This window comes from Roseicyclus marinus, assembly GCF_030163795.1.
GTDB classification, from domain to species: Bacteria; Pseudomonadota; Alphaproteobacteria; order Rhodobacterales; family Rhodobacteraceae; genus Roseicyclus; species Roseicyclus marinus.
Map to the genome: position 1 here is coordinate 178903 of NZ_JASJOF010000004.1, position 13843 is coordinate 192745.

At 66.3% G+C, this 13843-nt stretch carries 15 protein-coding genes and 1 tRNA gene; 11 read left to right on the top strand and 5 right to left on the bottom strand.

Features of this window, described 5'->3' with window-relative positions; all coding sequences use genetic code 11:
- Nucleotides 1–6: 6 nt before the first annotated feature.
- The gene (gene rarD / locus QQK63_RS07975; protein ID WP_277823693.1) at nucleotides 7–906 is read left to right on the top strand and encodes an EamA family transporter RarD; all 900 of its coding nucleotides are present in this window, start codon (nucleotides 7–9) and stop codon (nucleotides 904–906) included.
- 109 nt (nucleotides 907–1015) lie between these two features.
- Here the strand turns inward: rarD and QQK63_RS07980 are convergent, their stop codons facing one another.
- Entirely contained in the window at nucleotides 1016–2083 is a 1068-nt protein-coding gene (locus QQK63_RS07980; protein WP_377135491.1) for an anhydro-N-acetylmuramic acid kinase, read from the bottom strand.
- Between the two features lie 124 nt (nucleotides 2084–2207).
- Between QQK63_RS07980 and tyrS the strand changes: the two genes are divergently transcribed.
- Together tyrS and QQK63_RS07990 are read left to right on the top strand one after the other, a co-directional pair.
- Nucleotides 2208–3497, top strand: coding sequence for a tyrosine--tRNA ligase (gene tyrS / locus QQK63_RS07985; RefSeq protein ID WP_277823360.1), 1290 nt, complete (start codon nucleotides 2208–2210; stop codon nucleotides 3495–3497).
- A 99-nt stretch (nucleotides 3498–3596) separates the two neighbouring features.
- Complete coding sequence (locus tag QQK63_RS07990; protein ID WP_277823362.1) at nucleotides 3597–4514, top strand: GNAT family N-acetyltransferase; 918 nt, start codon at nucleotides 3597–3599, stop codon at nucleotides 4512–4514.
- Here the strand turns inward: QQK63_RS07990 and QQK63_RS07995 are convergent.
- Together QQK63_RS07995 and QQK63_RS08000 are read right to left on the bottom strand one after the other, a co-directional pair.
- Nucleotides 4447–5184: a GNAT family N-acetyltransferase gene (locus QQK63_RS07995; RefSeq protein ID WP_277823364.1), complete on the bottom strand. Its 738-nt coding sequence runs from the start codon at nucleotides 5182–5184 to the stop codon at nucleotides 4447–4449. The two genes, QQK63_RS07990 and QQK63_RS07995, sit on opposite strands and share 68 nt — an antisense overlap.
- A gap of 124 nt (nucleotides 5185–5308) precedes the next feature.
- Nucleotides 5309–5767, bottom strand: a complete 459-nt coding sequence (locus QQK63_RS08000) for an outer membrane protein assembly factor BamE (protein ID WP_277823366.1) — start codon at nucleotides 5765–5767, stop codon at nucleotides 5309–5311.
- 151 nt (nucleotides 5768–5918) lie between these two features.
- Here QQK63_RS08000 and QQK63_RS08005 point away from each other — a divergent pair, with 151 nt between their 5' ends.
- The 8 genes from QQK63_RS08005 (at nucleotide 5919) to QQK63_RS08040 (ending at nucleotide 11790) form a co-directional block, all read left to right on the top strand.
- Nucleotides 5919–6476, top strand: coding sequence for a YceD family protein (locus tag QQK63_RS08005; RefSeq protein ID WP_277823368.1), 558 nt, complete (start codon nucleotides 5919–5921; stop codon nucleotides 6474–6476).
- Nucleotides 6477–6731: 255 nt separating this feature from the next.
- Nucleotides 6732–6938 (top strand): 50S ribosomal protein L32, encoded by a 207-nt coding sequence (gene rpmF / locus QQK63_RS08010; RefSeq protein WP_277823370.1) that lies wholly within the window; start codon nucleotides 6732–6734, stop codon nucleotides 6936–6938.
- A 36-nt stretch (nucleotides 6939–6974) separates the two neighbouring features.
- Nucleotides 6975–8072 carry a phosphate acyltransferase PlsX gene (gene plsX / locus QQK63_RS08015; protein ID WP_277823372.1) on the top strand — a complete coding sequence of 366 codons (1098 nt, stop codon included), beginning with the start codon at nucleotides 6975–6977 and terminating at the stop codon, nucleotides 8070–8072.
- Nucleotides 8069–9046, top strand: a complete 978-nt coding sequence (locus QQK63_RS08020; RefSeq protein WP_277823374.1) for a beta-ketoacyl-ACP synthase III — start codon at nucleotides 8069–8071, stop codon at nucleotides 9044–9046. The genes plsX and QQK63_RS08020 overlap by 4 nt, the downstream gene beginning before the upstream one ends.
- A 96-nt stretch (nucleotides 9047–9142) precedes the next feature.
- The gene (ihfA, locus tag QQK63_RS08025; protein WP_277823376.1) at nucleotides 9143–9445 is read left to right on the top strand and encodes an integration host factor subunit alpha; all 303 of its coding nucleotides are present in this window, start codon (nucleotides 9143–9145) and stop codon (nucleotides 9443–9445) included.
- Nucleotides 9446–9521: 76 nt separating this feature from the next.
- Entirely contained in the window at nucleotides 9522–10496 is a 975-nt protein-coding gene (locus QQK63_RS08030; protein ID WP_277823378.1) for a MerR family transcriptional regulator, read from the top strand.
- A 54-nt stretch (nucleotides 10497–10550) separates the two neighbouring features.
- Nucleotides 10551–10627, top strand: a tRNA-Pro gene (locus QQK63_RS08035).
- 104 nt (nucleotides 10628–10731) lie between these two features.
- Nucleotides 10732–11790 carry a 2'-deoxycytidine 5'-triphosphate deaminase gene (locus tag QQK63_RS08040; protein ID WP_277823698.1) on the top strand — a complete coding sequence of 353 codons (1059 nt, stop codon included), beginning with the start codon at nucleotides 10732–10734 and terminating at the stop codon, nucleotides 11788–11790.
- Between the two features lie 6 nt (nucleotides 11791–11796).
- Here QQK63_RS08040 and QQK63_RS08045 read toward each other — a convergent pair whose 3' ends face one another.
- Nucleotides 11797–12999, bottom strand: coding sequence for a class I SAM-dependent methyltransferase (locus QQK63_RS08045; protein WP_277823380.1), 1203 nt, complete (start codon nucleotides 12997–12999; stop codon nucleotides 11797–11799).
- Complete coding sequence (locus tag QQK63_RS08050) at nucleotides 12996–13808, bottom strand: heme-dependent oxidative N-demethylase family protein (RefSeq protein ID WP_277823382.1); 813 nt, start codon at nucleotides 13806–13808, stop codon at nucleotides 12996–12998. Before QQK63_RS08050 ends, QQK63_RS08045 begins: the two co-directional genes overlap by 4 nt.
- Nucleotides 13809–13843: the final 35 nt, after the last annotated feature.

A 13843-nucleotide genomic window follows, 5' to 3' on the forward strand; every position in this document is an offset into this window, starting at 1 on the left:
ACGGCCATGACCACCCCCGCCCCCCAGACCGGAGACAGCCCCTCGGGCTTCGTCTATGCCACCTTGGCCTATCTCATGTGGGGCTTCCTGCCGCTCTACATGAAGGCGATCGACCATATCCAACCGGTCGAGATCATCGCCCACCGCATCTTGTGGTCCATCCCCATCGCGGGCCTTGTCCTGCTCCTTCTGGGGCGCACCGGCGACCTGATCCGCGCGCTCAAGACGCCGCGCATGGTCGCCATGGCCGGTGTCACCGCCGCGCTCATCTCGATCAACTGGGGCGTCTATGTCTGGGCCATCGCCAATGACCGCGCGCTCGATGCGGCCTTGGGCTATTACATCAACCCGCTTTTTTCCGTGGCGCTCGGCGCGATCTTGCTGCGCGAACGGCTTGCGCCCGTGCAATGGGTGGCCGTGGGCCTTGCCGCCATCGCCGTCACCATCTTGACCCTTTCGGCGGGCGTTCTGCCTTGGGTGGCGCTGGTCCTGATGACGACCTTCGGCATCTACGGCTTCTTGCGGAAAACCCTGCCCATCGGCCCCAATCAGGGCTTTTTGCTCGAGGTGCTGCTCCTCGCCCCACCGGCGCTGGCCTATCTGGTCTGGCTCGGCCCCTCGGGCCATTTCCTGACCACCGGCGCGACCGATACGCTGCTCCTTCTGGGCACGGGGGCCGTCACCGCCATCCCGCTCATGCTCTATGCCAACGGGGCCAAGGGGCTGCGCCTCTCGACCATCGGCATCTTGCAATACATCGCGCCCACGATGATCTTCCTCATCGCGGTCTTCGTCTTCGCTGAACCCTTCGGCCCGGCCCGCGCCGTGGCCTTCCCGCTGATCTGGGCCGCGCTTATCCTCTATACCGGCTCGATGATCCGCACGGCCCGCGCCGCGCGCGCCTGATCCCTTCATCTTCCCGGAAATACGGTGGGGGCTCGGGGGCAAAGCCCCCGATCTAAAAACGTCGGGCAAAGCCCCCGATCCAAAAAACGTCGGGCAAAGCCCCCCAAGATCACCGCCCCTTGACCCGGGTCACGCGCCCGCCGCCCACCGGGGCCGCCACACCTGTCGTCCCCGGCGCCGAGGTCGGCAGACCGAGAAGCACCCGCATCGCCAGATAGGCAAAGGCCTGCGCCTCGAGGAAATCCCCATCCAGCCCCACGGCCTCCACCGGCTCGACCGGCCGCCCCAGCGCCACGGCCAGCATCTCCATCAGGCCGGGGTTGCGCCGCCCGCCACCCGTCACCAGCACCCGCTCGGGGCGGCTGGGCAGATGCTCCATCGCCTGCGCCACGGCCCTTGCACAGCAGGCCGCCAGCGTCGCCACCGCATCGGCATCCTCCATGCCGGCGACCCAGTCCCGCAACTTCGGAAAGCCGTCACGATCCAGCGATTTGGGCGGCATCTTGCGGAAATACGCATCGTCGAGGAACACCGCCACGGTTTCCGCATCGACCCGCCCCGCCCGCGTCAGAACCCCGTCGCGGTCGAAAGCCTCGCCCCGGCGCGCGCGCATCAGATCGTCGATCGGCGCATTGGCGGGCCCCGTGTCAAAGGCCAGACAGGCACCGGGCAATTCCGGCCCCTCGATCCTCGGATCGACCAAGGTGATGTTTCCCACGCCCCCAAGGTTGAGGAAGGCCACGGGGCCCTTGGCCCCGATGTAGCGCGCCAAGGCCCAATGATAGAAGGGGGCCAGCGGCGCGCCCTGCCCGCCCAGCCCCATGTCGTTCGACCGGAAATCCCAGACCGTCGTCAGCCCCAGCGCCTCGGCGATCCGCGCCCCGTCGCCCGCCTGATGCGTCCGCCCGCCCTCGGGGTCATGGGCCAGCGTCTGGCCATGAAAGCCAAAGGCGCGCGCGCCCTCCAACCCGGAAAAAGCCTCCAGATGCGCCGCCTCGACCACGCGGGCGACCTCCTCCACGCCTGCATCACCGGGCCATGATCCAAGGCCCGCACGGATCACCGCGCGCTCCTCTTCGCCATAGGGCCTGTAGCGCGTCTCGCCGAACCCGGTGACCGTGACGCCATCGGTTTCGATCAGCGCCAGATCCACGCCATCCATCGACGTGCCAGACATCGTGCCCGCCACCCACACCGGACCGGCACGAAACGCAACGCGTGTCCCCGGTCTCTCACTCTTTCCCTTCACGCAACCGCCCGCTATAGCCCGTTCACACCCCATGAACATGGACCGGAGCCCCATGACCTACCAGCCCAAATCCGACTTCCTGCGCGAGATCATCGCGCGCGGATTCCTGGCCGATTGCACCGACCTGCAAGGCCTCGACGAGACGCTGCTGAAGGGCCCGGTCACCTGCTATATCGGCTATGATGCGACGGCCAAGTCGCTCCATGTGGGCCACCTTCTGAACATCATGCTCCTGCGCTGGTGGCAGAAAACCGGCAACCGCCCGATCACGCTGATGGGGGGCGGCACGACCAAGGTGGGCGATCCAAGCTTTCGCGCCGATGAACGCCCGCTGCTCACCCCCGACCAGATCGACGCCAATATCGCGGGGATGCAGCGCGTTTTCGACCGCTACCTCGGCTATGGTGCCAGCGCGACCGTGCCCTCCAGCAGCGAAGCGGTAGGGCCCAAAACGCACGCGCTGATGCTCAACAATGCCGAATGGCTCGACGGGCTCAACTACCTCGATTTCCTGCGCGACATCGGGCGGCATTTCTCGGTCAACCGGATGCTGTCTTTCGAGAGCGTGAAATCGCGGCTCGACCGCGAGCAAAGCCTCAGCTTCCTCGAATTCAACTACATGATCCTGCAAGCCTATGATTTCCTCGAGCTCTTCCGCCGCGAGGGCTGCGTGCTGCAAATGGGCGGCTCGGATCAGTGGGGCAATATCATCAACGGCATCGACCTCACCCGCCGGGTTCTCGATGCCGAGATCCACGGCCTGACCACGCCGCTTCTGACCACCTCGGATGGCCGCAAGATGGGCAAGTCGCAGGGCGGCGCCATCTGGCTCGACGGCGACATGCTTTCGCCCTACGAATTCTGGCAATTCTGGCGCAACACGACCGATGCCGATGTGGGCCGCTTCCTCAAGCTCTACACCGAGCTTCCCGTCGCCGAATGCGACCGGTTGGGCGCATTGCAAGGGGCCGAGATCAACGAGGGCAAGATCATCCTCGCCAATGCGGTTACCACGCTCCTGCACGGGGCGGACGCCGCGCAAGCGGCCGAGGCGACGGCGCGCGAAGTCTTCGAAAAGGGCGGCATGGGCGATGACCTGCCCACCCTCACCCTCACCGCCGCCGAAATCGGCGAAGGGATCTCGGTCGCGCAACTCATCACCCGCTCCGGCCTCGCCGCGTCAGGCAAGGAGGCCAAGCGCCTGATCGCGGAGGGCGGTGCACGGATGAATGACGCGGGCCTGACCGATGCCGGGCTGATGGTGACCGCCGCCGATCTGGCCCAGCCGATCAAGCTTTCGGCCGGCAAAAAGCGTCACGCGCTGGTGGTCTTGCAGGATTAACCTTTCGTCAGGATTCGGGCCCCGGATTTAACCTTTCCACAAGGATTGGCCGGGGCCCGTTAGCCTTCCCTTAAGCATCGGCAGGGCAATCTCGCGCCCATGTCCGATGCCGCGCCCCTCCAGCAATCCGCCCTCTACGCTGCCGCACTGTCTCGGCTCGACGTGCCGATCCAACAGCTACGCGGCCCCGATGGCCCGATGCTTGTCCTGATGCGCCACATGCCTCTGTTGGGCTGCGTCGCGCTGATCTCCCGCCCTCAGGGCCGGATCGACGGCGACCTGCGCAAGACCCTCGGCGCACGCCTTCTCCTCGTGAACGCGGACAGTTTTGAACAGGGTCAACATCTTGCCAAAATTGGATTTTTCCGCATCTCTCCCCCTCGAACCCACGCCCATCTGTCGCTTGCAGGCGGGCCTGAGGATTGGCTTGCCCGCATGCGGGGCAAATGGCGCAACCGCCTGCGCCACGGCTTGCGGCAAGGGTTGGAGCTGCGCGGGGGTACCATGCCAGCCGATTGCAATCATTGGCTTTTTCTCTGCGAGGCGGCCCAGCAGAAAGCCCGCTCCTACCGCAACCTCCCCCCTGCCCTGATCGCAGCCATGGCCGCCGCCGACCCCACGGCCCTGCACCTGTTCACGGCGCGCAAGGACGGCAAAACCTGCGCCGCGATGCTCTTTGCCCGCCATGAAAATAGCGCAACATATCTCATCGGCTGGTCGGACGCGGCGGGCCGCAAGACCTCCGCGCACCCGGTTCTGATGTGGCAAGCGATGGCGGACCTGCACGGATCGGGCGTAACGGAGATCGACCTAGGCCATTGTGATCAAAAACGAAACCCCGGCCTTGCCCATTTCAAACTGGGCAGCGGCGCAGCTTTCCGCCTTCTTGGCGGGACATGGATCACCGCCCCCGGCCTTGAATTGCTCCGCCCACGAACCCTTCGGGTCCCTATCCCGCTACCGCCCGCAACAGACGCGCCCGCGCAGGTGGAACGGCGCGGATTTCCAGCCCCGTGAACACATGCAGCGTCCCCAAATCGCGGTCGATCACCGCATGGTCGCTGACCCAACCACCCATGAGCAGGTAGGTCCGCAGCAAGGGCGGCATCTTGGCCTGCGCGCGTTTCAGATCGGGTTTGCGCCGCAATCGGCTGGCAAACCGGAACACCGCCGGCGCCTTGACCCGCGGCAACCAGCGTTTGGGCGCGATATGCCGATCCCGCAAAAGCGCGAAGGCGTCGTAATATTCCCGCGCCTCAATGCCGTGAAAGGACGAACATCCGAACAGCATTTCAACGCCTTGCCGGTCGACATATTCCGTCATCGCGCCCCATGCGACGCGCAAGATATCGGGATCGCGCCAGTCGGGATGGATGCAGAAGCGGCCCATCTCAACCATCGGCCCGTCGAAATCGGCCAAGGCGGACAATTCGTAGAACTGCGCCGAATAGCTGCGCCCGATCTCGGCCCCCGAGCCGAGGTGCAGAAGGCGGAAACAGCACACCAGATCGCCGCTGCGTGCCTCTTCGACAAGGACATGGGTGCAGGCGGCGTCGAAATCATCGGTGTCGGGCCGGGACGCATCCGGACCGCGAAACGCCAGCGCCCGCAGGCGTTGCGCGGCCTCAAGATCCTCGGGGCCAAGCGCCGTGCGCGCCCGGTACCGTCCCTTTGCAAAGCTCAACATCGCTCGGTCCGCTCCTGCCATGCCGGTCCGACTGCGCCGATCCGCGGCTTGGGGATAATCTGCGCCGATGACGATCGCGCGACAAGGGGATGCGGGACGCGCGACATGCCGCGCCGCCCGTCCGTCAGTCGCCGAGCCCCTCGCCGATGTTGATGCGGCCGAAATTCGACAGGATCTGTGCAAGGAAGGAAATCTCGCGCACCGAACTGGTGGTCACGCGGCGCGACAGCTGCACGATCTGCCCATCCTCGAGGCCGAATTCCTCGATGTTGCTGACCCGCCCCTGCCCATCGAAGGACACGGCGAGGATCTGGCGCTCGGTGATCTCCGGGGCGCGATAGGCATAGTTGCGGACGCGGTAGGCGGTGTAGAACCACGCCTCGTCGCGCATGATGCCGGCGGACCCGGGACGGCCGATCGCCTCGATCACCGCCTCGCGGCTGTCGCCGATATCGACCTCGGCCAAATCTTCGGGCGGAGGGAAATAGCCGTGGTTGTTGAACGTGGCCGAGCAGGCCACCAGCCCGAGGGCCAGCACCACCCCGACAAGGCCTGTCCGCAAACTGCGCATCGACACCTGCATGATCGCTCAACCGCCCCGTTGCTGGACCCGTTCTTGCCCCTGCGCACCCGCCTTTCCCTTGCGAAGCCGCGCGAAGCTTTCTATCCGCTTAACCCACCCCGGCGCACAGGGCAAGTTTGCGCCGCAGTCCCGACCAGACCGGAGGCCAGCCATGGCACAGGACGACACGATCCTGACCCTCGCCCGATTGCCGCGCGGCAGCGCGCGCAGTTTCGAGATCACGCCCGATGCCGCGGGGCGCGCGCGGCTTGCGGACGAGTTGAACCTGTCCGCGCTGCGCAAGCTGCGCTTTGCGGGCAGTCTGTTGCCCGAGGGCGCGCGCGACTGGCGGCTTGAGGCAACGCTTGGCGCGACCGTGGTGCAGCCCTGCGTCGTGACCGCCGAACCCGTGACCACCCGCATCGACGATGCCGTCCTGCGCCGCTACCTCGCCGATATGGACGAGCCCACCGGCGACGAGGTCGAGATGCCGGAGGACGACACCGCCGAACCCCTGCCCGCGACGCTGGACCTGGGGCAGATCATGGCCGAGGCGCTGGCGCTGGCTTTGCCGCTTTACCCACGCGCCGAAGGGGCGGCACTTGACGCCGCCGTCTTCGCGCCGCCAGGCGTCGCGCCACTGACCGACGAAGTGGCCAAGCCGCTGGCAGGCCTTGCCGCGCTGCGCGACCGGTTGACGGGCGGCAACACCGATGACGGCAACGCCTGAACGGGTGAGCGGATTCGAGGGCCGTTTCCGGACCCGCATCTGGGACAAATTCAGAGCCCGATTCAGAGCCCAATTCAGGGGTTGCATGACCCGGAAATCCGAGTATGTTCCCGGCCTCATTCGCTCCTGCCCCGACGTGCCTCTTCGCGCTGGTAAAATCGGTCGCGTCACGTTAGGCACCGGGAAACGGACGAACCAGATTCTGATTGCACGGGCGGCCACACCGGGATCGCCCCCGAACACCGAGGTTGTGACATGGCTGTCCCCCAGAACCGAGTGACGCGTTCGCGTCGTGGCATGCGTCGTTCCCACGATTCCCTCGTTGGCGGCAATCCGAACGAATGCCCCTCCTGCGGGGAGCTGAAGCGCCCGCACCACGTCTGCCCGTCCTGCGGCACCTACAATGACCGCGAGGTCATCGCGAAGGCCGACGAGATCGACCTCGACGAAGACGCGGCCTGATCCGACATCGGCCCGAGGCGTGAGGCGACCCGCGGGATGACCCAGGGAACAGCACTGACCGCCAACACGATCCCGGGCACCATCCTGTCCATCGACGCGATGGGCGGCGATCACGGCCCGGCGGCCGTGGTGGCTGGTATGGCGCGTGCGGCCGGCAAGAACGAGGCGCTGCGCTTCATCGTGCATGGCGACCGCCCCGAGCTGGAGCGGCTGATCGAGCGCCGCCGCGGCCTGTCCGACCGGTGCGAGATCCGCCACGCCGAGGCCGTCGTCACGATGCACGACAAGCCCTCGCAAGTGATGCGCCACGGCAAGGACACATCGATGTGGTCCTGTATCGAAGCCGTTCGCAACGGCGAGGCGGGGGCCGCCGTCAGCTGCGGCAATACTGGCGCGTTGATGGCGTTGAGCATGATCCGCCTGCGCAAGATCGAAGGCGTGAACCGACCCGCCATCGCCTGTCTCTGGCCATCGCGCAATCCCAGCGGCTTCAACGTGATGCTGGATGTGGGCGCCGATATCCGCGCCGATGCGGGCGACCTGCTGCAATACGCCCTGATGGGGGCAAGCTATGCGCGCAATGGGCTTGACCTGAAACGCCCGCGCGTCGGCCTGCTGAACGTGGGCACCGAAGAACACAAGGGCCGCGCCGAACTGAAACTGGCCGCCGACCTGATCGAACGGGTCAGCGAAGCTGCCGATTTCGATTTCATCGGCTTCGTCGAGGGCGGCGACTTGCCCTCCGACAAGGTCGACGTGATCGTGACGGACGGGTTCACCGGCAATGTCGCGCTGAAGACCGGCGAGGGCACCGCGCGGCTGATCCGGGAACTTCTGGGCGAAGCCTTCCGGTTTTCGCCGCTCAGCCGGGTTGCCGCGCTTTTGGCCTATACCTCGCTCCGGCGGCTGTCGAAACGGATCGACCCGCGCCGGGTCAACGGTGGCGTTTTCCTGGGGCTGAACGGGACGGTCGTGAAATCCCACGGCTCGGCAGACGAAACCGGCGTCGCGGCGGCGATCAAGCTGGCCGCGCGGCTGGCGGCTGCGGGCTTCAACGAGCGTCTGACGGCGCGATTGGCCGAGGCCGAACAGGCCGCAGCGGCGGCGATTCAAGCGGAGGCCGGACAGGCATGACGAAAACCCGCGCCGTTCCGGTCGGTATCGGCCATTACCTGCCTGCGCGCGTCGTTGAAAACGCGGAATTCGAAAAGACGCTGGACACCAGCGACGATTGGATCCGGTCGCGCTCGGGGATCGAGCGGCGGCATTTCGCGGCCGAGGGCGAGACCACCAGCCAGATGGCGGTGGCGGCCGCGCGTGCTGCGCTCGACATGGCGGGCCTGCAAGCCGACGACATCGACGCGGTGATCGTCGCCACCTCCACCCCCGACCTGACCTTTCCATCCTGCGCCACCATGGTTCAGGCGGGGCTTGGGATGCAGAGGGGATTCGCCTTCGACGTACAGGCGGTCTGCGCCGGGTTCGTCTTTGCGCTGGCCAATGCGGATGCGCTGATCGTGTCGGGACAGGCGCGCCGGGTTCTGGTGATCGGGGCCGAAACCTTCAGCCGCATCATGGATTGGACCGATCGCGGCACCTGCGTCCTGTTCGGCGATGGGGCGGGCGCGCTGATCCTCGAGGCGCAAACGGGCACGGGCGGATCTGATGACCGCGGGATCCTTGCCACCGATCTGAATTCGGACGGGCGGTACCGCGATATTCTTTATGTCGACGGCGGCGTGTCTTCGTCGCAGACCACCGGCGTCCTGCGCATGGAAGGCCGCGAAGTTTTTCGCCATGCCGTTGAAAAGCTTGCCGAAACGGCAACCGCCGCGCTGGAGAAGGCGGGGGTGGGTATCGATCAGGTCGATTGGATCGTGCCGCATCAGGCGAACCTGCGCATCATCACCCGCACCGCGCAAAAGATGGGTATGGGCATGGATCAGGTCGTGGTGACGGTGCAAGATCACGGCAACACCTCTGCTGCTTCGATCCCGCTGGCGCTGTCGGTGGGGGTCGCGCGCGGCCAGATCAAGCAGGGCGATCTGCTGGTTTGCGAAGCCATCGGCGGCGGCCTTGCCTGGGGCGCGGTGGTCATCCGCTGGTAGGCTTTTGCAGCGGATAAACGCCACGGCCCAAACCCCCGTATTGACTTGAGAAATCGCTTCGCCCATGCTGCGCCAAAACATGGGGGACGAAAAGCGATGGCTGGCAAGACGCTGACCCGGATGGACCTGTCCGAAGCGGTATTCCGCGAGGTAGGTCTGTCGCGCAACGAGAGCTCGCAACTGGTCGAACGGGTGTTGGACCTGATGTCCGACGCGCTGGTCGCGGGTGAGCAAGTCAAGATCTCCTCCTTCGGAACCTTCTCGGTGCGGGCCAAGACCGCCCGCGTAGGGCGCAACCCCAAGACCGGCGAGGAAGTGCCGATCAGCCCGCGCCGTGTGCTGACCTTCCGGCCCTCGCATCTGATGAAAGACAGGGTCGCGGCGGGCAACCGCGACTAGCGAGACCGCGCCGCCCCGAGGCAAGGGCGCGCCGCCATGATGGCAGAACGACCGAGCAGAGGCGGGTAAACCGGCCATGTCCAAATCGTCGCAAGCCTTTCGAACGATCCGCGAGGTTGCGGATTGGCTCGATGTGGCCGCGCATGTGCTGCGGTTCTGGGAATCGAAGTTTCCGCAGATCAAACCGGTCAAACGCGCGGGCGGACGGCGTTACTATCGCCCTGCCGACATGGAACTTGTGGGCGGAATCAAGGTGTTGCTGCATGACCGCGGCATGACGATCCGCGGCGTGCAAAAGATGATCCGAGAAGAGGGCGTGGCCACCGTATCGGCCCTGTCCCCCCCCATAGACATGGCGGAAGAAGGCGGCTTCGACGCGATAGACGCGGACGAGGCCATGACCGAAGCCTGGCACGAGACGGGCGACGACGCTTCGGACAGCGCGACCGATACCACGGTCGAGGACAGCATCGAGGATGCGGCCGAGGATCCGTCCGAGGCTGAAGAAGCGATGGAGGATGCGCGGCAGCAGGCGCAAGGTCAGGAGCCCGCTGGTGATACCGAGCCATCGGATGCACAAGACAGCCAGCCCACCCCGCCGCCCGGGCCGAAACTCTCCCTTGTATCGCCCGCCGCAGCCCCCGCGACCCCCGTGGCCCCGCCACAAGGTCGCCAGCAGGCAAGCCTCTTCGATTTCGAGATCGACAACGAGGAACCGGACGAGGTTCGCGCCGAAGGCACATTGGGGACCACGACCACCGAGGAACCCGGTACACCCGACGTGACAGACGACGTGCCGCCAGGCGAGATCCCTCCGGCCGAGCCCGCCGAATCGATGCCTGCGCCAGCCGGCCATCCCGCATCCGAACCAGAGGCTATGGCGGAAACGCCGCCGGGCGACCCCGAGCCGTCGGCGTCGGACGCTGCCGCCATGTCCGAGCTTCTCGACAGGCTCAAGGCGGCCCGCGCCACGTCTCCGCTGCGACTGTCCGCGATGCGTCCGGCGCTTGCCGCGCTTTGCGACCGGATGCGCGCGGATCCGCGCAGCTGAAGCTGCACCCTGCCCCTTGCGCCCCCCGGCAAAATGCGTAGAAGGGCGACACGTCGGGCTATAGCGCAGCCTGGTAGCGCGTCCGTCTGGGGGACGGAAGGTCGCAGGTTCAAGTCCTGCTAGCCCGACCAAATCTTCCCGCCTCGCGCGGGACCCCGTGAAAACCGCCTTGCGCCTTCGGCGCGGGCGGTTTTTTCTTGGGCGAAACAGGGGGACGGCCCGGATGAGTGACCAGATGCAGGGCGTGCTGCCCGACCATGCGCTAGAGGCGATGATCGCCAAGGGCCAGATCGCCTGCGCCACCCCCGATGCCGACCAGGTGCAACCTGCAAGTCTCGACCTGCGGCTGGGGTCGGTGGCCTATCGGGTCCGCGCGTCCTTTCTGGCAGGACATGGACGCCCCGTGGCCGAACGGATCGCCGAATTCGAGATGCACCGGATGGACCTGTCCCATGGTGCGGTTCTGGAAAAGGGTTGTGTCTATGTCGTGCCCTTGCAAGAGGGGCTCGCCCTGCCCGACGATGTCACCGCTGTGTGCAACGCCAAAAGCTCGACGGGCCGGGTCGATTGCCTGACGCGCGTGATCGCCGATGGCGGCACGGAATTCGACCGTATCCCGGCAGGCTACAAGGGTCCGCTTTACGCCGAGATCTGCCCAAGGTCCTTTTCGGTAAAGGTGCGGCCGGGCCTGCGGCTGAACCAGATCCGCTTTAGACGCGGTCAGGCGGTTCTGAGCGATGCGGAACTCGCCACGCGCCACACCGCGACGCCGCTCGTCGACGGAGTGCCCGTGATCGACGAGGGTCTTGGCTTTTCCGTCGACCTGACGCCGACAGCGGCGGGCATCGTGGGCTACCGCGCCAAACCCCATGCGGGCGTGATCGACCTGAGCGCGATCGCAAGCCATGCGATCCCCGATTTCTGGGAGGAAGTGCGCAGCGAGGATGGGCGGATCATCCTCGACCCCGGCGCTTTCTACATCCTCGTGAGCCGAGAGGCGGTGACGATCCCGCCCGATTGCGCCGCCGAAATGTCCCCCTATCTCGCCATGGTGGGCGAATTCCGGGTGCATTACGCGGGCTTTTTCGATCCCGGTTTCGGCCATGGCGTGCCGGCGCGCGGGGTGCTGGAGGTGCGCTGCCATGAGGCACCGTTCGTCCTCGAACATGGTCAGGTCGTGGGTCGGCTGGTCTATGAACGCATGGCAAGCCTGCCCGCCCGGCTATACGGGACGGGGATCGCCTCCAACTATCAGGGGCAAGGCCTGAAACTCTCCAAGCATTTCAAGGGTTAAGGCGCTTTATCCGCGCAAGAGACCCGAGTAATACAACAAGCCATGCCCCGCCATGGCGCGCGACACACCCGCCCAGATCGGCGCGAAGGCCAGCCAATCGGTGCGCAGCGCGCGGGCGATCTCGTCCAAAGAGCGCCGCCCGTCGATTTGCGACAGCGCCCGCGCGGCCATGCCGGGAACCGGGATCTCGAACCTTTCGCCCTCGTGGCTCACCGGGATCACGCCGTGCTTGATCACATGCTGGGCCAGCGCGGGGCCCGCCACGCCCTTGAGATGCGGCACGGCCTGCGGCCCCGCCTGCGCCACGCGGCCTTGGGCCTCGGCGCGCGGGACGGCGTACAGGACATGGGTCCGGATCGTGCCGCGCAACGCCTCCGCCAGATCCATGCGCTGGCCTTCGTCCAGCCCCGCAAGCAGACCCTTGTCGCCCAGGATCGGCACCGGATCGTAAAGATGCGCCTGCGGTGTGCCCGTCATGGCCAAGCCCGCGCGGTCCAGAACCGACAGCAATTCGCCGATCCGGAACGGCCTGTCCTGGCTGTGCAAGAGCAGGTCGTAAAAGCCCGCATCGCTGGCGCGGTGATCGGACAGCTGCGCGTTGCGCTTGAACGGATGCCCGTCGGGGATGCGGTCAAAGATCGCCTTGGCCCGACGCAGACGGTCACGCGGGCTGCCCTCCAGCACGGTGCCAAAGGCCTCTTGTAATGGATAGACGCCCGACCGGCCAAAGGGCGCATAGACCATCAGGCCGATGCCGCCGCCGGGCGCCAGCGCGCCCGCCAGCGCGTCAAAGCCCGCTTGTGGATCGGGCAGGTGATGCAGCACGCCGCAGCAATCGATGTAGTCGAAACGCCCCATCCCCGGCGCATCCAGTAGTGACCCGGTGACAAAGCGGATGCCCGACAGCCCCCGCGCCGCCGCCCGTGCCTCGGCCACGTTGCGCGAAGCGGTTGAAAGGTCGACATAGGTGATGTCATAGGGTCGGCCCGCACTGGTCAACACCTGCGCCAGTTGGATCAGCGCATCCCCCGTGCCGCCGCCGGCCACCAGCGCGCGGAACGGCTGCGACCAATCCCGCGCGCCTGAAAACAGGTAATGGTCGATTTCGAGCGGATGGCTGGGCGAGCCGGTGATCAGGCGCTTTGCCTCCTCGGCCGGGTCGCGTTCCGGGTAGGGAAAGGCCTCGTATTGGTCCGAAACACGGCTCATGTGACAGGCTCCCGATGCGGCAGGTGGTCAAGCGCGCCCGGCGGCAGGGCAGCAAGCGGCACGACGAACGTATGGATCGAAAACAGCACTGCATCGCATGAAGACAACCGCACAATGCATTGTTTTTCCGACCTGAGATAACGCCCCTCAGCCCGGATTTCCCGGCGCGGGGCGACCTCCGGACGGGGCTGGTGCAGGGCGGCGTCGGCATAGACCAGCGCGTTTTGTCGCCAAAGCGGATGCCCCTCGCGCACCCGGTCGAAAAGGCGCTGCACCCGCGCGGCCATGTCCGCATCATAGACCGCGACCGGATCATGGATGCCGGTCAGGGGGCGGCCGATCTTCTCGGCCAAGGTCCAACTTGCGGGAAAACACAAGATCGCCGCACTAAGCACATGTTCGCCGTCCCGGGGCTCCATCAAGCACAGATCTTCCTGAACCAGCCGGGCCAGCGTGCCGAGCTTGTCGTCGTGATCGAGCGTCACATCCACCCCATCCGGGCGACGGCAGGCATTTGCGGCAAGGGTATAGCCCGGATCGGCGGCCAGCCGGTCCAGCACCGCCCGATACAGGGCCGCAACCGCCGCCTCCGACCCGGGCAGGGCCGCGATCACCTGTTCCCGACGCTCGGCCACCAACCGGTCGCGGAGCGCCATCTGGGCGTCAAAGGCCTCGTCGCGCATCAGCCAGCCCTCGCCCGGCGGCAACGGCTGCACCCCCGGCAGGCGCGCCGTCGCGGGATCGAGCCATGGCACATGTGGCAGGCTGGTCTGGCAGATCGGACCCATCGCGTCGGAAACCTCTGGCATCGGGGACACCGGACCAAACCGCATCCCCCCGCAAG